Annotated in this window: 14 protein-coding genes and 1 tRNA gene; 6 read left to right on the top strand and 9 right to left on the bottom strand. The window is 57.7% G+C overall.

The features are described from left to right. Positions 1-2 precede the first annotated feature (2 nt). Together VSQ83_RS01500 and VSQ83_RS01505 are read right to left on the bottom strand one after the other, a co-directional pair. The gene (locus VSQ83_RS01500; RefSeq protein WP_326425122.1) at positions 3-758 is read right to left on the bottom strand and encodes a response regulator transcription factor; all 756 of its coding nucleotides are present in this window, start codon (positions 756-758) and stop codon (positions 3-5) included. Between the two features lie 286 nt (positions 759-1044). After that, positions 1045-2043 (bottom strand): Abi family protein, encoded by a 999-nt coding sequence (locus VSQ83_RS01505; protein ID WP_326425124.1) that lies wholly within the window; start codon positions 2041-2043, stop codon positions 1045-1047. Positions 2044-2504: 461 nt separating this feature from the next. On the opposite strand from VSQ83_RS01505, the gene VSQ83_RS01510 reads away from it, so the two are divergent. From VSQ83_RS01510 to VSQ83_RS01520, 3 genes are all read left to right on the top strand, one after another. Then, positions 2505-3011 (top strand): sigma-70 family RNA polymerase sigma factor, encoded by a 507-nt coding sequence (locus tag VSQ83_RS01510; RefSeq protein WP_219262869.1) that lies wholly within the window; start codon positions 2505-2507, stop codon positions 3009-3011. Further along, a complete protein-coding gene (locus VSQ83_RS01515; RefSeq protein WP_133075295.1) occupies positions 3008-3976 on the top strand; it encodes a FecR domain-containing protein in 969 nt (322 codons plus the stop codon). Before VSQ83_RS01510 ends, VSQ83_RS01515 begins: the two co-directional genes overlap by 4 nt. A gap of 102 nt (positions 3977-4078) precedes the next feature. Then, on the top strand, positions 4079-6514 hold the full coding sequence (locus tag VSQ83_RS01520) for a TonB-dependent siderophore receptor (RefSeq protein WP_326425127.1): 2436 nt from the start codon (positions 4079-4081) through the stop codon (positions 6512-6514). A 117-nt stretch (positions 6515-6631) separates the two neighbouring features. Here the strand turns inward: VSQ83_RS01520 and VSQ83_RS01525 are convergent. The 5 genes from VSQ83_RS01525 to rpsU all read right to left on the bottom strand — a co-directional run bounded on the left by VSQ83_RS01525 (position 6632) and on the right by rpsU (position 14770). Beyond that, a tRNA-Ile gene (locus VSQ83_RS01525) sits at positions 6632-6708 on the bottom strand. Between the two features lie 15 nt (positions 6709-6723). Next, positions 6724-10095, bottom strand: coding sequence for a bifunctional diguanylate cyclase/phosphodiesterase (locus VSQ83_RS01530; protein ID WP_326425129.1), 3372 nt, complete (start codon positions 10093-10095; stop codon positions 6724-6726). 117 nt (positions 10096-10212) lie between these two features. Further along, on the bottom strand, positions 10213-12060 hold the full coding sequence (gene rpoD, locus VSQ83_RS01535) for an RNA polymerase sigma factor RpoD (protein ID WP_326425131.1): 1848 nt from the start codon (positions 12058-12060) through the stop codon (positions 10213-10215). Between the two features lie 67 nt (positions 12061-12127). Then, positions 12128-14083, bottom strand: a complete 1956-nt coding sequence (dnaG, locus tag VSQ83_RS01540) for a DNA primase (protein WP_133075299.1) — start codon at positions 14081-14083, stop codon at positions 12128-12130. A gap of 471 nt (positions 14084-14554) precedes the next feature. Beyond that, on the bottom strand, positions 14555-14770 hold the full coding sequence (gene rpsU / locus VSQ83_RS01545) for a 30S ribosomal protein S21 (protein WP_002551877.1): 216 nt from the start codon (positions 14768-14770) through the stop codon (positions 14555-14557). A 199-nt stretch (positions 14771-14969) separates the two neighbouring features. On the opposite strand from rpsU, the gene tsaD reads away from it, so the two are divergent. Then, positions 14970-15995: a tRNA (adenosine(37)-N6)-threonylcarbamoyltransferase complex transferase subunit TsaD gene (gene tsaD, locus VSQ83_RS01550; RefSeq protein WP_326425133.1), complete on the top strand. Its 1026-nt coding sequence runs from the start codon at positions 14970-14972 to the stop codon at positions 15993-15995. 44 nt (positions 15996-16039) lie between these two features. Here the strand turns inward: tsaD and plsY are convergent, their stop codons facing one another. Continuing rightward, positions 16040-16609, bottom strand: a complete 570-nt coding sequence (gene plsY / locus VSQ83_RS01555; RefSeq protein ID WP_326425135.1) for a glycerol-3-phosphate 1-O-acyltransferase PlsY — start codon at positions 16607-16609, stop codon at positions 16040-16042. Between the two features lie 74 nt (positions 16610-16683). Between plsY and folB the strand changes: the two genes are divergently transcribed. Further along, the gene (gene folB / locus VSQ83_RS01560) at positions 16684-17037 is read left to right on the top strand and encodes a dihydroneopterin aldolase (protein ID WP_133075301.1); all 354 of its coding nucleotides are present in this window, start codon (positions 16684-16686) and stop codon (positions 17035-17037) included. Then, positions 17028-17552, top strand: a complete 525-nt coding sequence (gene folK / locus VSQ83_RS01565; protein WP_326425137.1) for a 2-amino-4-hydroxy-6-hydroxymethyldihydropteridine diphosphokinase — start codon at positions 17028-17030, stop codon at positions 17550-17552. Before folB ends, folK begins: the two co-directional genes overlap by 10 nt. Before the next feature lie 131 nt (positions 17553-17683). On the opposite strand, the gene VSQ83_RS01570 is transcribed toward folK, so the two are convergent. Further along, positions 17684-18907, bottom strand: a complete 1224-nt coding sequence (locus VSQ83_RS01570) for a multifunctional CCA addition/repair protein (protein ID WP_133075303.1) — start codon at positions 18905-18907, stop codon at positions 17684-17686. Positions 18908-18925 lie beyond the last annotated feature (18 nt).

The raw sequence follows: 18925 nt of genomic DNA on the forward strand, positions 1-18925 counted from the left end.
ATTCATGGCGCTTGCAACGTGACATCGGCCGCAAACAGATAACCGCCGCCCCAGACCGTGCGCAGTAACTCGGGCTCCCCGGCGCTGTACGCCAGCTTGCGGCGCAGGCGACTGACCTGGCGGTCGATGGCGCGGTCGCTGACATCGCTGTCGGTGGCGGTCGTGAGATCAATCAGGCGCTCGCGAGGCAGCAGCGTATTGGGTTGGTCGAGAAACACCTGCAGCAGTTTGCTTTCCACCGTGCTGAGCACAATCTGCGCCCCTTGATCACGGGTCAGCGTGGCGTGACTGGGGTTATACAGCCAGCCAGCGAACCGATAACAGGGGCTCATCTTCAGGGCGCTTGCCGATGCAACCTGCTTCGCGGCGCCAGGACGGTGGCGACGCAACACACTGTTGATCCGCGCAACCAGCTCTCTCGGTTCAAAGGGTTTGGCCACATAGTCGTCTGCTCCCAGGTCGAGGCCACGTACCCGATCTGCCGAAGTGTCCCGGGCGGTCAGCAGAATCACCGGCGTGTCGGCGCGCCGATGCAGCCTGCTGCACAAGTCAAAGCCATCGCCATCGGGTAACGACACATCGAGAATGATCACGTCAAAGGCGTGTTGCTTGAGCAATTGCCACATGCCCGCGGCGTCCGCTGCCGTGCGCACATCAAACGTGTGGCGGCGCAGGTACGCGGCCAGCGGTTCGCGAATTTTGCGGCTGTCGTCGACGATGAGTACGCAGGGCGCCGTGTTCGGGGGAAGGGGGGTCATGGCGGGTAGAAACACCGGGAGAAACAGATGGCAATGATACTACTAATGCTTCTCAGTTGTTTTTTGCCGAGGGGGGGCAATGACGTTTTTTGTGATGGGGATGAGGCGTTGACCCCGGAAATATCGGCCGCATGACGCTCTGAAAATCCGGGATGGGTATAAATGACGTCCTGTTCGTTCGTTCGTTCGTTTAGGTTCAGGGCGATGTTTTGCGACCGCGTTTGGCTTGCGAGCCGAGTAAACCGGCTACTCGGCTCGCAGGATTGAATGAAGGTCCATGGCGCGCTCAGTCAGGCGCTTTCCAGAACGGGTCGCTCTTCCAGTTCGGTGGGAAGCCCATTGCTGCCAGATTGATCTCGGGGAACTCGCTCAGCAGCTCATGTAAGCGTGTATCCCAGCTGGTATGGGGGCTGACCCGGCGCATCAGCAGATTGAGGATGCATAGCACGGTGAACATTCGGGCGTGCTGTCCGGGCTTCTGCAGGTATTGCGGCCAAAGGAAATTGACCGTTTTGGGGAGTTCAGGACGAATGCCCAGTTCTCGATTCCATAGTCGTGCGTGATGCGCGCATATATTGCGAATGGTCGTCAGGGTGTGCAGCCAGGACTGTAGCAGTGGACCGTGCAGGGCCATGCGACGGGCGATAGCTTTCTTGTCGGCATCCCGTGCCAGGCCTTTGAATAAGTGCGAGAGCTCGCCAAGGGTGATCTCTTCCATGGCGGCCCAAGCGGGCATGAGGTCAGGTGCGTTGTAGGTCAGTGTGTAATGGCGCGCATAGCTTTCCTTGGCTCGAAGGTTCTTGAGTTTTACCTTGCGAGTATCCGTTGACTGGGAAGTTTCGATGCGCTGGCATTCACGCAAATGGTCCTGACGTGCTTTTTCCTGCTTGCTGCGAATACTGTCGAGCAGCACTTGGTGACGATAATCACGCTGGAAGAAGCGCGCATCCATATACCAATGAGCCCCATGTTGAGGCCCCATGTGGTTGCTGATGGCAGCCCTGGTGGCGACTTCAATCCGTTCAATCGAATCGATAACGAGCAGCCGCAGGCGTCGGTCGAAATCATACAGACGAGTCAGCTCTTTCAACCGAGTCCCGGGTCTGAAGCCGTGCTCTGCATCGTGCGAAAGCTGGAAAGAGCGCATGTAAGGTGTCAGGCGGAAAAAACTGACTGCTTCGAGAAAGCAGTGCGCTTTTGCTTCGTCCTGAATGATGAGCCCGCGGTGCTTGAGCAGGGTCAGTTGCGCAGGAATGTCTATGGCGGGCTTGCTGAAAAGCTTCATGCTGAAAAGCTACCGGGCATAAAAAACCCGCACAATTTGTGCTTAGCTGCTGAAGCAACCATAGGCATGGCGGGTGTGTTGCGGGGGAGATTAGGCATAGTAGTGCCGTTTTGCAAGGTATTTGGCACGGCAGTGATAAGCGGACGCCGGGCGTTACAGGATGTTCGGAATGCCTGAAAACCCGCCTCAGCCCACCGTTTTCCTGTCAGGGCGAAAACGTGGCTTTGTCATGCGCAAGTGACGGTAGCTTAACCAAGGTGAGACAAGGTTGACCATGGCACTGTGCATTCAATAGGCCTCCTCGGTTTTGGGCAGGGTGCGTAAAATTTTTGCAGGGGTTGGCCTGGCTGTTTAGGCGCGTGCTTTCTACAGACAGGGGAGTTGTAACCAAGTATTGAAGTGGCGAACGTCCTGCGGGTAAGATTGAGAATAATTCGCACTTACATCTGGTGGGCCGCTCGGTGCAACCTCCTTCGACCAGCAAGTTGGGCTTTTTTTTCAGCGATCATCATCGTTGGCTGCTGTCCCATATCCAGCGGCATTTGCGCAATCACGCCGATGCCGAGGACACGGTTGCCGATACGTTTTGCCAGTTACTGGTGGCACGGGTAGACCCGGACGCCATCGAGCAGCCCCGTGCCTACCTGTCGACCATTGCCCGACGCCTGATCTTCGATCGTCATCGTCGGCGCAAGCTGGAGTTGGCCTACCTCGAACGCCTGTCCATGTTGCCCGAAGCGCTGGCGCCGTCCCCGGAAGAACAATTGCTGTTGATCGAAGCCCTGGTGGCCATCGATCGGGCGATTGACGGCCTGCCGATGCTGGTCAAGGCGGCCTTCCTCTACAGCCAGCTGGATGGCCTGAGCTACGTGGAGATTGCCCGCAAGCTTGAGCTGTCCGAGCGCACGGTGAGCCGCTACATGAAGCAGGCTTTGCGTCAGTGCTATCTGAGCGAAGGTGCATCATGAGCAAGCGGCGTCTTGACCCTGTCAGCGAGCAGGCGATCGACTGGATGGTGCGCCTGCGTGCGGGCGAACCGGATGTGTCGCTGCAGAAGCGTTTCAATGCCTGGCTGGTACTCGATCCCGCCCACGCCCAGGCCTGGGCCACTTTGCAGGAGCGACTGGGTGCTTCCTTCGGTGCCGTTCGCACACTGGATCGACGGGTGCCCGGCCAGGCCGCAGAAGCGCGCCAACTATTGCTCCAACCCAAGGCTTCGCGCCGCGATGCGCTCAGGGTAATTGCAGGGCTTGGCTTGCTCGGCGGGGCTACCTGGGTCGGTGCGCGCAGCCCGTGGGGTGACTCGCTGCTGGCTGACCTGCACACCGGGCGCGGCCAGCGTCAGGACTTCACCCTGGCCGACGGCAGTCGCCTGAGCCTGAATGCCGAGAGTTCGGTGGACCTGCGCTTCGATACCCAGCGCCGCCTGGTGATTTTGCGCCACGGTGAGCTGGTGATCCAGGTCGCCGCCGATCCTCTTCGTCCGCTGAGCGTGCGCACCGCAGAAGGTGAAATTCGCGCACTGGGGACTCGATTCCTCGTGGCCCAGGAACACGGCGCCACGCGGGTAGTGGTATTGCAGCACTCGGTCAACGTCCGGCTGTTCGACGGCACCAGCATTGATTTGCAGGAAGGCCAGTCAGCCGTCATGCAAGCCGGCAACATTGCTCCGCTCGCCGGTGATCAACATCATCGGGCTGACTGGATGATCGGGCGCTTGAATGTGCTGGACGACCCGCTGGAGGCAGTCGTCAACGCACTGCGCCCTTACAGTCGCGGCTTTGTGCGGGTGGCTCCCGAGGTTCGCAACCTTCGTGTCCAGGGGGTATTCCCGCTAGAAAATCCGGATCGGGTGTTTGCGGCACTGGCAGAAACCCTGCCGATTCGTGTTGATCGCTACAGCCCCTGGTTGACATTAATTCGTGGGAAATAGCACGGCTGAAGCGTTATTTTTGAAAATCGCTCTCATTCGTGTCTGGTTTTCATTTCTCGCCCCACCTATCTCCTGACACTTTCACATTTTCAGGAGAACGCTGTGTTCAACCCGTGGCCCCATCCCCTTTGCGTTGCCGTCACCCTGGCTGCGCTGGCCAGTTCCACTCTGGCGCAAGCGCAGGATCTGACCTTCAATCTGCCGTCCGGCCCGCTCGCCAGCACCCTGAATGCCATTGCCAGCCAGAGTGGACACATCGTTTCGCTGGAGCCGTCGCTGGTAAAGGGCAAGCAGGCGCCTGCGGTGGTCGGCAAGATGCCCGCCGAGCAGGCGATGCAACAGGCATTGTCGGGCAGCGGCTTGCAACTGCGAGTGACGGGCCAGGGCAACTTCAGCGTCGAGCCGGTCATGGACAGCAATGCCGCACTGCAACTGGGGGCTACCAACATCGTTGAACTCAGCACCGACGCCACCACCGAAGGTTCTGGCTCCTACACCTCGCGGGCGGTGACCATCGGCAAGGGCACCCACACCCTCAAGGAAATCCCGCAGTCGATCACGGTAGTGACCCGCAAACAGCTGGACGATCAAGGTCTGACAGACCTCAAGGACGCGGCCAACAAGACCACCGGACTGGTCGGCGCACAGGGCGTGGGCAAAGGCATGATCCTCAGTTCGCGCGGGTTCCAGATCGACGACTGGCAATACGACGGTGTACCGATCCCGCGCAACACTTATGCACTGGGCAACTGGGCAACCCAGGACCTGATCTTCTTCGATCGCATGGAAGTGCTGCGTGGCGCATCCGGTCTGCTGCAAGGCACCGGCAGCCCTGGTGGCGCGGTGAATCTGGTGCGCAAACGCGGACAGATCGCACCCACTGTGACCCTCACCGGCAAGGCGGGCTCCTGGGATCATTACGGCTTGCAACTGGACGCCGGCGGCCCGCTGAACCAGACCGGCACGGTCCGTGGACGCTTCGTGGCCGACCAGGACGACAGCCACTCGTTCGTCGATTCCGCCTGGAGTAAAACCACCTCGTTGTACGGTGCCCTGGACTTCGATTTGCGTGACGACACCACCCTGGGCCTGGCGGTCAGCCACTCCAGCGGCGAATCACGGCCGATGGTTCGCGGCTTCCCGCGTTACGCTGACAGCAAGGCAATCGATCTGCCGCGCAGCACCTACACCGGCGCGAAGTGGAACCACTCTCAGATCGATGTCACCACCCTTTATGCCGATCTGGAGCACAGACTCAACGACGACTGGGCTTTCAAGGTCGGCGCCGTGCGCCAGACCGAGAGCAATATAGCCAAGAACCAGCGGGTGCAATCCACCCTCAAGGGCTTGGCCGCGGATGGCAGCGGCGTGCAGTACGCCGATTTTTACTCGGACTTCGACTCCACCAAAATCGGTCTGGACATGAACCTCACCGGCAAATTCGAAGCCTGGTCCATGCAGCAGGAGATCATGGTCGGCGGTAACTACTCGAAGCTGACCACGGACGACCAATACGCCCGTACTTTCAATGACAGCACTGACACTATTTTCGGTATCGACCATGACCGTCCTGACATCAGCTACGAAGGCCTGATTAATTCCCCAGGGGGGCAGGGCACTCCGAGCAACTATGACATTCGTCAAAAAGGGCTCTATGGCAGTTGGCGAGTCAAGCCGGTCGACTCCCTGACCCTGGTACTGGGTTCCCGGGTCAGTTGGTACGACTACAGCTACAAGTATTGGACCCAGAAAGCGTCCGGCATTACCGCCAACCCGGACAGCACCACCAACGAAACCGGGCAAGTCACCCCTTACGCAGGCATCGTCTATGACCTGAGCCGCGAGTGGGCCGTCTACGCCAGCTACACCGACGTTTTCGAACCACAGACTGCCCGCACCGTAACGGGCCCTGTGCTCAAGCCGGTGATCGGCAGCAACTACGAAGTCGGCATCAAGGGTGAGTTGATGGACGGCCGGGTCAACACCTCCCTGGCGGTGTTCCGTTATGACCAGGAAAACCGTGCCGTCCCTGACATGCAATCGCCCCAGCTCTGCGACGGTTGGTACTGCTCAATCGCGTCAGGGAAAGTGCGCAGCCAGGGGATCGAGGCTGAAATCAGCGGTGAAGTGACCGACAGCCTGCAACTGTTTGCGGGCTACACCTACAACACCACCAAATACCTCAAAGACCCGGAAAGTGAAGGCAAAATCTTCAGTTGGTGGACGCCCAAAGACATGCTGCGGGTGTGGAGCAACTACCAGTTCAGCGGTGACTGGAGCCGCGTGAGCACGGGCCTTGGCTTCACCGCTCAAACCCATACGATTGGCTATGACAGCTCCGTGAACGTGCCGGGTTACGCCGTGTGGAATGCCCGTGTCGGCTACCAGATGACGCCGGAGATCGAACTGGCGATGAACGCCAACAACCTGTTCGACAAAACCTACTTCACTGCGGGCTATAACCAGCTCAATGGCAACAACAACTACGGTGATCCGCGTAACGTAATGTTCAGCGTGAAATACACGCCAACGTTCTGATGCCGCGAATCAAGGGTGTGGACGGTTTGTGGACGGAAAGCGGTTTTCAGGGTGTTTTGAAAAGCAAAATCCCAAACCCCGGAAACACAAAAGCCGCGCAGTGCGCGGCTTTGAGTATGGTGGGCCCAGTAGGACTCGAACCTACGACCAAGGGATTATGAGTCCCCTGCTCTAACCAACTGAGCTATAGGCCCTCAGTAGGCCGCGGATTATAACGACGGTTTCTCGGTAGTGCTATCCGAAAAATCTGAAATAGGCATACGAAGGAAGGTTGCTGCGAATTTTTCAGCAGACAGAGGGGGGCTGACGATGGCGCCCTGGATTTGTTCGCAACCGGCTTGGGCCAGGAATGTACGCTGTGCCCCGGTTTCTACGCCGTCCGCGATGATGGTCAATTGCAGGCTGTGCCCCAGTGTAATGATGGCGCGAACAATAGCGGCATCGTGTGCGTCATCGGGCAGGCCCTTGATAAAAGACGAGTCGATTTTCAGCGTGTCCAGCGGCAAGCGCTTGAGGTAGCTGAGGGACGAGTTGCCGGTGCCGAAATCGTCAATGGACAGTCTTACCCCCAGTTGTTTGAGTCGATGCAGGGCTTCACAGGCTTCTTCGGCCTGGCACGTAATAAAGCTTTCAGTGATTTTAAGTTGCAGGTAGCCGGGCTTGAGCATACAAGTCTTGAGCAGGTGCTGTACGTGCTCCAGTAACCCGGGTTGGTGCAGTTGAGCGCTTGCGAGGTTGACTGAGATCGCTCCAAAGGGGACGTACACCTGGTTCCATGAGTGCAGTTGCTGGCAGGCGCGTTCAAGCATCCAATCCCCTATTTGTATGATCATGCCGTTTTCTTCGGCCAGATGAATCAAGCGCTCGTGGGGGATTTCTCCGAGTATGGGGTGGATCCAGTGCAGCAGTGCTTCGGCCCCGACCACGCTGCAGTCATCCAGGCTGATTTTGGGTAGGTACAACAGTGATACCTGGCCGCGTTCCAGGGCTCGGCGCAGCTCATGGCTCAGGACGACCCGCGCACTGGCTTGTGAACCAAGGTCGTGGCTGTAGCGTTCGACGCGGTTGCGCCCTTTGAGTTTGGAGTGGTACATCGCCAGGTCGGCATTTTTGACGAGTGTGGCGACGTCGTCGCCATCGTCCGGGAATACGCTGGTGCCGATGCTGGCGCTGATGAAAAGCTCGTGCTCGCCTGCCAGGAAGGGTGCGTTGAAACACGCCAGCAACTTGTTGGCAATCATTTGCGCATCGTTGGCTTGTTTGAGCCCGGGCAGCAAAATGATGAACTCATCCCCGCCCAGACGGGCCACTGTGTCGATGTCGCGCAGCTGTTCCTTGAGGCGGGTTGCGATGCCTTTCAGCAGAAGGTCGCCCACTGGATGCCCGAGGCTGTCGTTGATGTTTTTGAATCGATCAAGGTCCAGAAACAGCACGGCACTGCGCTGGCCGTTTCGCCTCTGATCGGCCAGTACCTCGCATAACCGGTTTTCAAACAGTAAACGGTTGGGAAGGTTGGTCAGCGGGTCGTGGTGAGCCTGGTGGTCAAGGCGTGCCTGAGCATGTTTGAGGCTGGAAATATCAGAAAATACGGCCACAAAGTGGGTGATCAGGTTGTCGCTGTTGCGAACGGCGCTAATGGTCAGCCAGTTGGGGTAGATTTCGCCATTTTTGCGTTTGTTGCTGATTTCGCCCTGCCAGTTGTCGGCGTTCGACAGTTGATGCCACATGGCTGCAAAAAATACCCTGTCGTGTTGGCCTGACGCCAGGATTCTCGGGGTCTGACCCAGTGCTTCACTCTCGCTGTAGCCGGTGATTTCGGTGAAGGCCCGGTTCACTGCAGTGATTTTTTGCTGGGGGTCGGTAAAGATGATGCCTTCGGCCGTGCTTTCAAAGACGGTGGCCGTTTGCAGGAGTTTTTCCTGCATCTGGTGACGTTCGGTGATGTCGTGAATGATGGTCAGAATGCAGTGTTCAGCTCCGATCATCAGTGGGTAGCTGGAAATCTCACAGAGGCGAATGTGCCCGTCTTTATGACGGAAGTTACAACTGAAGTCCCGTACAAAGCCGTCCTGTTCCAGTAGTCGCAGCACTTCGCGCCGCTGCTGGAAATCTACCCATAGATGCAGGTCAAACGTTGAGTGGTGCAAGGCGCTGGTACTGTCATAACCACTGAGACGGCTGAAGCCTTCGTTTATCTCTATCAGCAGGCCGTCACTTTTTCGGCTCACTAACAGGCCATTGGGTGAGGCATGGAATACTTTGGCGAACTTCTCTTCGGATAAGCGCAAGGCCTCTTCGGTCTGCTTGGTTTCGCTGATATTGATCATCAGGCCGCGCAGTACGACCTGCAGGTTATGGGTTGTGATGCTGGCGATGTCGCGCAGCCACAGCGTGTTGCCGTCAGCGGTGATCACGCGATAGTCCAGGCTGTGGTCGCAGTTGGCGTTGACTTCCTTTTCGCGGAAGTCCCGGGCTCGGGCCAGGTCGTCGGGATGCAGGATTCGATTCCAGAAGCCCAGACTTAGCCAGTCTGCAATCGGGTAGCCCAGCAACGCTTCGGCCTGGGGGGAGACATAGGTATAGGTGTCGCCGTCCAGTGGTGCCTCCCAGGCGATAGCTGAAAGGCTTTCAATCATTCCCCTGTAGTGATGCTCGCTGCTGCGCAGCTCCTGTTCCAGGGCCGTTCGCCGGGAAATTTCAGAGCTCAGGCGCCGATTGATGCGCACGACGATGAGCAGCACGGTGATCAATAGCAGCGCGCCGGGAAGGACATACACCAGCAAGGTGCGCCACAAGGCCCGGTAGTCACTGATGTTGCCGACCCAGTGCTGCTGAATGCTTTCGGTTTCACTGGGGCTTATGTCAGCCAGTACTTTGTCCAGCAGTTCGAGCAGCACGGTCTGACTTTTGGGAACGGCCATTGCCAGTTGAAAGCGAAAAGGCGTTTCGCCACTGACGTAAAGACCATCGAGTTTGAGCTGGCGCAGGCTCCATACGCTGGAAGCCAGGTCGCCGACCATCGCATCGACCTGGTCCGTGGCCAGCGCCTGCAGGGCCGAACTGACGTTGGGCAGTGCGACGATGTTCAGGTCCGGGTATTGCGCGCGCAGAAGCTCATGGGGGGCGTAGTTTTCAATGACGCCGACCCTGAGGCCGTAGAGGTCTTCGATGTTTTTCGGTGACGCGCCACCCTTGTGGGCGAGGATGACGATGGGGAAGTCCAGATAGGGCCGGGTAAACGCCAGGTACTTTTGACGTTCAGGTGTCGACATAATGCCGGGCAGCAAGTCGATCTTGCCTTCTTTGGTCTGTTCCAGCACTTCGCTCCAGCTTGGAGCTGCCACCGGTTTGAAGGTTATACCCAGCCGGTCGCTGATCAGCTGTATGTAATCGGCGGCAAGGCCTTTGTAGTTGCCTTCCTGATCGCGGAACTCAAAGGGCGGCCACGTGGTGTCGATACCAAGGAGCAGCTCAGGATGGTCTTTGAGCCACTGTTGTTCATTATCGGTGAACGTCAGGGCATGGGAGCCCGTAGTCCAAACGACAAGCGACAGTAGCAGGATGGCCAGCAATCGTGACATGCGCGTCTCTTCAAAACGCCTGGATGCATCCAGTGTAGTCGGGCTGTGGCAGGGGGAGGGAGCAGGAAGGGTCTTGGCTATAAAGCAAAACCCCCGGCAGGGCCGGGGGTTTTGTTATCACTCGTCGAGGAAGGAGCGCAAATGCTCGCTTCTCGTCGGGTGGCGCAGCTTGCGTAACGCTTTGGCTTCGATCTGACGAATCCGTTCACGGGTAACGTCGAACTGTTTACCAACCTCCTCGAGGGTGTGGTCGGTATTCATGTCGATACCGAAACGCATGCGCAGTACCTTGGCTTCACGGGCTGTGAGGCCGCCGAGTACATCGCGTGTCGCTTCTTTAAGGCTCTCAACAGTGGCTACATCGATTGGCGACTGCATGGTCGAGTCTTCGATGAAGTCACCCAGATGGGAGTCTTCGTCATCACCGATCGGGGTTTCCATGGAGATCGGCTCTTTAGCGATCTTCAATACCTTACGGATTTTATCCTCAGGCATTTCCATGCGTTCGCCCAGCTCTTCCGGGGTCGGTTCGCGACCCATTTCCTGCAACATCTGGCGGGAAATACGGTTGAGCTTGTTGATCGTCTCGATCATGTGCACCGGAATACGGATGGTGCGGGCCTGGTCGGCGATCGAGCGAGTGATCGCCTGACGGATCCACCAGGTGGCATAAGTCGAGAATTTGTAGCCGCGGCGGTATTCAAACTTGTCTACCGCTTTCATCAAGCCGATGTTGCCTTCCTGGATCAGATCGAGGAACTGCAAGCCACGGTTGGTGTACTTCTTGGCGATGGAGATAACCAGACGCAAGTTGGCTTCAACCATTTCTTTCTTCGCGCGGCGGGCCTTGGCCTCACCGATCGACATACGACGGTTGATGTCCTTGATCTCGGCAATCTTCAGGCCGGTTTCTGCTTCCAGGGCAGACAGCTTTTGCTGGCAACGGATGATGTCCGGTTGCAGGCGACCAATGGCTTCAGCATATTTGCTTTTGCCTTTGGCCAGCGCGTCGCTCCAGCTTTCGTCGACTTCGTTGCCCGGGAACAGGCGCAGGAAATCGGTACGCGGCATGCGTGCATCACGTACACACAGCTGCATGATGGCGCGCTCTTGTGCACGCAGACGCTCCAGGGCGCTGCGAACACGCTCAACCAGGCCTTCGAATTGCTTCGGGACCAGTTTGATCGGCATGAACAGCTCTGCCAGTGCAACCAGCTCGGCAATTGCCTGCTTGCTGCCACGGCCGTGCTTTTTCAGTGCCTTGCGAGCGAGTTCCATCTGATCGGAAACGGCGCCAAAGCGCTGAGCCGCGATGATCGGATCGGGGCCGCTTTCGACCTCTTCCTCTTCTTCGCTGGACTCTTCCTTATCGTCCTCTTCGTCATCACCTTCGGCTTTCACCTTTGGGTCGACAGGAGGCGGTACTTCGGCTGCAGGCGGCGCAGTACCATCGTCCGGGTCGATATAACCGCTCAGAACGTCGGACAGGCGACCACCTTCGGTGGTGACGCGAGTGTACTCGGAGAGAATATGGTCAACCGTGCCAGGGAAGTGCGCAATTGCGCCCATCACTTCACGGATGCCTTCTTCGATACGCTTGGCGATTTCGATTTCGCCTTCACGTGTCAGCAGTTCTACCGTGCCCATTTCACGCATATACATGCGCACAGGGTCGGTAGTACGACCAATGTCGGTCTCTACTGCCGCCAACGCGGCAGCTGCTTCTTCAGCAGCTGCTTCGTCGGTGTCGGCATCGGCCAACATAAGGGCGTCCGCATCCGGAGCACTCTCGTGTACGGGGATCCCCATGTCATTAATCATGCGGATGATGTCTTCCACTTGCTCCGGATCTGAAATATCTTCGGGCAGGTGGTCGTTGACCTCTGCGTAAGTCAGATACTTCTGCTCACGGCCGAGGGTGATCAACTCTTTGATACGAGACTGCTGTTGCGCTTTTCCGGACATAACACCCTATCCACTGAAGGTCTTGGCGGGCAAAAAACAAGCCGAGGATTATACCTTAGCTATGACCTCACGCGCCAGTTGAGGTCGGGTTTGATGCGGGATTATTGCGACTTAGAAGGTCGCGTAACTGATTTTTTTCCTCGCTACTTAGCTCGCCTTGACGTGCTTTTCGAAGAAGTTGCTCTAGATTTCGCTCGCGTTGACGAGCTGACAAGCTAGTTATGGTGTCGAAAAACTGTTGTTCAAGGTTATCGGCATCAATTAGCCATTCCTTTTCCAGCAGTCTTTGCAGCAAGCGGCCCTGTTCAGTGCCGTGCCAGCGGGACAGTAGCTGTATAGAGCTTAGCTTAGGATTTTTCTGTACGGCCTCTACCAGCGCAATCAGTAACTGATTGTTAGTCTGGTCTTCTGCAGCAAAGTGCCCGGCATCCTCAACTTTTTTGGCCAGTTGCGGATGGTGCAGCAGGGTGCGCAGGGCTGTCAGTGTAGGCGGTTCAACGCCTACGGGGATCCAGGCCTGCTCGCGTTCGCCGCCACGCTTGCCTTTTTTGTCCCAGGGTTTGTTTTCCCACTTTTTACCGCCAGCGCCAGGCTTTTTCGGCGTCCATTCCTGTTGCGGGATGTACATGTCCGGTTGCTGGAAGTCGCTGTAGTCGGGCATTGCATCGTAATCAATGCCGGGGTCGTAGGTCGGTTGAGCCTGGGGCTTCGCAGGTGCGTTTTGCGCCAGCTGGCTGACGGTCTCGCTGGTCAGGCCGGTAATTTCGCTCAGGCGCTGGCGCATCAAGGTCCGCAGGTTGGCACCCGGGACTTTGTCGATCAGCGGTGCTGCCAGCGTGGCCATATGGGCTTTGCCTTCTAGCGAGCGCGGGTCTGCTTCTTCGGTTAACTGCTGGAAGAAGTAATCGGCCAGTGGTTGTGCGTGCTGGTTGATGCGTGCCTTGAAGGCGTCGGTACCTTCGGAGCGCACCAGTGTGTCCGGGTCCTCGCCTTCAGGCAGAAACAAAAAGCGCGCGCGCCGTCCATCCTGCAGGCAAGGGAGTGTGGCCTCCAGTGCGCGCCAGGCAGCATTGCGGCCTGCCTGGTCGCCGTCAAAGCAGAACAAAACACTGGGTACTACGCGGAACAAGCGCTTCATGTGTTCTTCACTGGTGGCGGTGCCCAGTGTTGCGACGGCATTGCGCAGGCCTTGCTGGGCCAGGGCAATGACGTCCATGTAGCCTTCAACCACGATGATTTCGTCGAGGCTGCGATTGAACTTGCGTGCTTCGAACAGCCCGTACAGTTCCTGGCCTTTATGAAAGACCGGCGTTTCCGGGGAGTTCAGGTATTTGGGTTTGTCATCGCCCAGGACCCGGCCACCAAAGGCGATGATGCGGCCACGACTGTCGCGGATCGGAAACATGACGCGATCACGAAAGCGGTCATAGCGCTTGCCGGTCTCGGCGTTTTCCACCAGCAAGCCCGCATCGATCATGGCTTTTTGCTGCAGTGTGTCGCTGCTTAGGTGTTTGTACAGATTGTCCCAGCCTGGCGGGGCGAATCCGAGACCGAAGTCGCGGGCGATTTCGCCGGTCAGGCCGCGGCCCTTCAGGTAGTCCACAGCAGCTTTGCGTGCAGGATGGGTTTTTAATGCCTGGCGATAAAAATCGGCAGCCGCGGTCAGAAGTGGATAGAGCGGAGAGTCAGTTGGCTGCCGCGGCTTGTGTGGGCGGCCACTTTCTTCTCGCGGGATCTCCATGCCGGCGGCTTTGGCCAGTTCTTCGACGGCCTGGGGGAAATCCAGGTTGTCGTGGTCCATGATGAAGCCGAGGGCGTTGCCGCCCGCGCCGCAGCCAAAGCAGTAATAGAACTGTTTGTCGGGGCTGACGCTGAAAGACGGCGTTTTTTCTTTGTGGAAGGGGCAGCAGGCCGTGTAATTTTTGCCGGCTTTCTTCATTTGCACGCGAGAGCTGACGACATCGACGATATCGGTACGGTTCAGAAGGTCGTCAATAAAGCTCTGGGGGATTAACCCGGCCATGGCGTTCTCGTCATCACTGCGCAGAAATGGGTCCGTATAAAGGGCTTGGACATCGCGCGTGCAGGCGAATGCACTGCTCGATCGTGGGGCGTCAGCTCAATTATTTCGGGGAAGTGTATCTGTCGAAACCCGGTCTGCTCATTTTAAACAGAGTGAATGGGATCGGTAATTTTCACGCTCTGAGTCCGGCACTGACCAATGGCTGGTCTCGGATAGCTCATAAGCAGGCACTGGAGAGGTGCCTTGGGCTGATCGTCTTTAGGGAAAATCAGAGAGGTGTGCTCGTCGGTAGCCTTGGAAGGCTCGTCAGTAAAGACGTGCACCGCTGGCTATTAGGCCAGGTCTGACGTGATGTAACGCTTGTCGCGGTCGCATCTGCGGCCTTGACGATAAAGCATGTAACCTTCAACAACTGCCTACGGCCCGGCTTTAGGCCGGGCTTGGCAGAAGCGTGCTACGAACGTCTGTGTATTAGTACAGACGAACGGCGCGGCGCTGCTCGCGCTGAACTTTCTTCGCGTGACGCTTAACAGCAGCTGCTGCTTTGCGTTTACGCTCGGAAGTCGGCTTCTCGTAAAATTCGCGGCTGCGAACTTCAGCCAGAACACCGGCTTTTTCGCAGGAGCGCTTGAAACGACGCAGAGCTACGTCGAAGGGTTCGTTCTCTTTTACTTTGACGGCTGGCATCCAGAGCTACCTTCATTCATTACCGGGGTCAACGTCTCAAGGCAAAAATTGCGTTGAAAGACGTCGGTTTTTAAGGGTTGCGGATGTTAACCCCTCATCGCCCGGAATGCAAAGCCTCTGATCGAAAACCGCTGGCCGGGGGCGGGAGTGGCGACTATTATGCGCGCCTTCGAATTTAGCCTCTACAAGGCGTAAACCCATGCTAGTACTGGGATTAGAAACCTCCTGCGACGAAACCGGCGTCGCGCTATACGACAGTGAGCGCGGGCTTTTGGCCGATGCACTGTTCAGTCAGATCGACCTTCACCGCGCCTATGGCGGTGTGGTGCCGGAGCTGGCTTCAAGGGATCACGTCAAGCGCATGCTGCCCTTGATTCGTCAGGTGCTGGCCGAAGCCGATTGTGTGCCGACCGAGATCGACGCAATAGCCTACACGGCGGGTCCAGGATTGGTCGGAGCCCTTCTGGTTGGGGCTTCTTGCGCTCAGGCGCTGGCTTTTGCCTGGGGTATTCCGGCCCTCGGTGTCCATCACATGGAAGGCCATTTATTGGCTCCGATGCTGGAAGAACAGCCTCCGGAATTTCCGTTCGTCGCTTTGTTGGTATCGGGCGGTCACACGCAGCTGGTTCGCGTTGATGGTATCGGCCAGTACGAGTTGCTGGGCGAGACGCTGGACGATGCTGCGGGTGAGGCGTTCGACAAGACCGCGAAGATGATGGGGCTCAACTATCCAGGTGGCCCTGAGATCGGGCGTCTGGCCGCTCAGGGCGTTGCGGGGCGTTTTGTATTCCCTCGCCCCATGACTGATCGTCCGGGGCTGCAGTTCAGCTTCAGCGGCCTCAAAACCTTCGCCCTGAACACTTGGCAGCGCTGTGTGGCCGCGGGCGACGATACCGAGCAAACCCGTTGCGATATTTCCCTGGCGTTCCAGCAGGCTGTGGTCGAGACGCTGACGATCAAGTGCAAGCGCGCCTTGAAGCACGCGGGCATGAAGCGCCTGGTGATTGCTGGTGGTGTGAGCGCCAACAAGGCGTTGCGTGTATCCCTGGAAAAAATGCTCGGCGAGATGAAGGGTAACGTTTACTACGCTCGCCCGGAATTTTGCACGGATAATGGCGCGATGATTGCGTTTGCTGGTTGCCAGCGTTTGCAGGCTGGCCAGCACGAAACATTGGCAATCAGCGTGCAGGCACGCTGGCCGATGGAGCAGTTGAAGCCCCTGTGAGAGCCGGGGTTGGATCGAGCGTGAGGTTTTTTCACGGGCAAGATTCAGAAATGGCGTTCGCGCCCAGCCATCAGGTCGCGTAAATTGCCGCGGTGGCGCCAGACAATCAGTGCCGTCAGGACGCTCGTGGGCAGCAGGGCGGCAGGCTCTTGCCAGGCCAGCAATGGCAGGGTCAGGGGTGTGGCGATCAACGCCGCCAGTGAGCTGGTACGGGTCAGCTGAAAGGTTAGCAGCCATGCTGCGACAGCCAGCAATGCCGCGGGAGGGTATAGCCCCAGTAGCATGCCGGCAGCCGTGGCGACACCTTTGCCGCCGCGAAAGCGGAAGTACGCAGGGTACATGTGTCCTACGACGGCGCAGCTACCGATCCAGGCTTGGTCCTGGAGCGAGAAATCCAGTTGGCAGGCCAGAAGGACGGGTAAAAGCCCCTTGCACAGGTCGCCGAGCAAGGTCAGGACGGCAAGTTTTTTGCCAGCCAGACGCAACATGTTGGTTGCGCCGGCATTGCCGGAGCCACTCATTCGCGGATCGGGAGTTCCCGTCAGGCGGCTGAGCAAAATGGCAAAGGACAGAGAGCCAAGCAGGTAGGCGAGGATCGCCAGTAACCAAAACATGCTAACTATTCCGGGCGAGGACGCCCTGATTCTAACGGCGCATTGCGCCCTTGTCGTGCTGCGGAGAAGAGTGCTTGGACAGAGTGTTTATCGAAGGCCTGGAAGTCGACACCGTAATTGGTGCTTATGACTGGGAGCGCGGCATCCGTCAGTGCCTGCGCCTTGACCTGAGTTTTGCGTGGGATAACCGTCCGGCTGCCGCTGGCGATGACCTGACGCTGGCTCTCGATTATGCGAGCGTTTCCACGCGTATTCAGGCATTTGCCGAGCACGCTCAATTTCAACTGGTGGAAACCTTTGCGGAGCGTCTGGCAGAGGTGTTGATGAGTGAGTTCAACATTCCCTGGCTGCACCTCAAGCTGACCAAGCCCGGCGCCGTTGCGGCGGCCACAGGGGTTGGCGTGGAGATTGAGCGCGGATGTCGCTAACTCAGGTTTATCTCGGGCTGGGCAGTAATGTCGAGCGCGAAAAGCATTTGCTGGCGGGGCTTGATGCACTGACCGGTTTTTTGCGCGATATGTGTTGCTCTGCGGTTTTCGAAAGTCAGCCTGTGGGTATCAAAAGCGGGCCTTTTTTCAATCTGGTGGTGGCGGCGAAAACCGATTTGCCACTGATTGAGTTGAGTCGGCGATTGAAGCTGATCGAAGCTGATAACGGACGTTATGCTCAAGATCGTAAAGGATTGCCACTGGATATCGACGTGCTGTTTTACGGTGACCTGGTGGGTAGTTTTGACGGATTGACCTTGCCCCGTGCCGAGATTCTCAAGAATGCTTTTGTGTTGTGGCCGCTATCATTGATAGCGCCAGACAAAGTGCATCCAGGTGTGGGCAAGACCCTTGCTCAGTTGTGGGCAGAGGCACAGATCGATCAAGTGCTCGCACCTGCTGCGTTTGAATGGCGGGGTGAGCAGTTGACGCCGCTGGAGATGCTGGCAGGCTGAAGGTCGTTTGAATGTGCAGCAGGGTGCTGCTTTTTTGTGGGAGCGGGCTTGCTCGCGATACTGGCGCTGCGGTCTTTGCGTCAGACCGCATTGATGCCATCGCGAGCAAGCCCGCTCCCACAATATTTGCGCTACACGGCATCCTTGTAGGCTTGCAGTGCCTTGAGCCGCTCGTGCTTCAGGGCCTCACCCAGTTCTGGGCCTTTGAAGCCCTGCTCCAGCAGTGGTTGCACGGCCACGGCCAGTGCGGCCCGTGCAGCGCCGCGCAGGTAGTCAGCTTGCGGATACGGCCGGTTTTCCAGGCCAAGACGCCCTTTGGCGTCCATCTCGCATGCCACGATAAACTCCTCGAATCGCTGCGGGCGGCGGTACACGTCAAAGCGCTGCAGTAACTCGAGTAGCGTCGAAGCCTTGAGCTCAAGAGCACGATGGCCGTGGGTGTGGTACTCGCCCACCAGCAATGCCAATTCCTGGCAATCCCTTGGCACTTTGTAGCGATCATTTACGGCTTTGATCAGGCGTAGTCCTTTGTGCTCGTGGGCAATGTGTCTTGGCCAGTCTTTCTCCGGCGTAAGCCCCTTGCCAAGGTCGTGCAGAAGGCACGCCCAGCGAACGGTCAGCGGTTGCTTGTGCAGCGCCGATTGCTCCAGCACGCTCAGGGTATGCACGCCGCTGTCGATTTCCGGGTGGTGGGCAGGGGGTTGTGGCACACCAAACAGTGCATTCACCTCTGGCAGCAGCACCTCCAGTGCGTCACAACTGCGCAGCACTTCAATAAATACCTGAGGTTGGTCTTCCATCAGGGCGCGGGAAATTTCTTTCCAGCAGCGCTCGGGGGTCAAGGCTTGCAGCTCGCCGGATCTGGACAGCTGGCGCATCAATTCCAGCGTTTCTGGTGCGATGTTGAAACCAAGGCTCGCGTAGCGTGCTGCGAAGCGGGCCACACGCAGGACTCTGAGAGGATCTTCGGCAAATGCGGGGGAAACGTGGCGTAAAACACGGTCTTCAAGATCGCGCTGACCATTGTAAGGGTCAGTTATATTGCCAGCATCGTCCTCAGCCATTGCGTTGATGGTCAGGTCGCGGCGTATCAGGTCTTCTTCCAGGGTGACGTCGGGGCTGGCATGAAAAATAAAGCCGCCATAACCATGACCGCTTTTACGCTCTGTACGTGCCAGAGCGTATTCGTCGCCGGTTTTGGGGTGAAGAAATACCGGGAAGTCTGAACCTACAGGGCGATACCCCAAGGCTTGCATTTGTTCGGCTGTTGCGCCAACGACTACCCAGTCAATATCGGTGACAGGCTTGCCCAGCAGGCGATCACGTACAGCGCCGCCAACTTTATAGATCTGCATAAAAAACCTCCGTTAGCA

This window comes from Pseudomonas sp. DSV-1 (assembly GCF_035830915.1).
GTDB lineage: Bacteria > Pseudomonadota > Gammaproteobacteria > Pseudomonadales > Pseudomonadaceae > Aquipseudomonas.

Bases quoted from the DNA above. Each gene is read 5' to 3' on its own strand.
- VSQ83_RS01505 (WP_326425124.1), bottom strand. From the start codon at position 2,043: ATGAAGCTTTTCAGCAAGCCCGCCATAGACATTCCTGCGCAACTGACC.
- VSQ83_RS01515 (WP_133075295.1), top strand. From the start codon at position 3,008: ATGAGCAAGCGGCGTCTTGACCCTGTCAGCGAGCAGGCGATCGACTGG.
- VSQ83_RS01530 (WP_326425129.1), bottom strand. From the start codon at position 10,095: ATGTCACGATTGCTGGCCATCCTGCTACTGTCGCTTGTCGTTTGGACT.
- folK (WP_326425137.1), top strand. From the start codon at position 17,028: ATGTCGCTAACTCAGGTTTATCTCGGGCTGGGCAGTAATGTCGAGCGC.
- plsY (WP_326425135.1), bottom strand. From the start codon at position 16,609: ATGTTTTGGTTACTGGCGATCCTCGCCTACCTGCTTGGCTCTCTGTCC.
- dnaG (WP_133075299.1), bottom strand. From the start codon at position 14,083: ATGGCCGGGTTAATCCCCCAGAGCTTTATTGACGACCTTCTGAACCGT.
- tsaD (WP_326425133.1), top strand. From the start codon at position 14,970: ATGCTAGTACTGGGATTAGAAACCTCCTGCGACGAAACCGGCGTCGCG.
- VSQ83_RS01570 (WP_133075303.1), bottom strand. From the start codon at position 18,907: ATGCAGATCTATAAAGTTGGCGGCGCTGTACGTGATCGCCTGCTGGGC.
- VSQ83_RS01500 (WP_326425122.1), bottom strand. From the start codon at position 758: ATGACCCCCCTTCCCCCGAACACGGCGCCCTGCGTACTCATCGTCGAC.
- rpsU (WP_002551877.1), bottom strand. From the start codon at position 14,770: ATGCCAGCCGTCAAAGTAAAAGAGAACGAACCCTTCGACGTAGCTCTG.
- rpoD (WP_326425131.1), bottom strand. From the start codon at position 12,060: ATGTCCGGAAAAGCGCAACAGCAGTCTCGTATCAAAGAGTTGATCACC.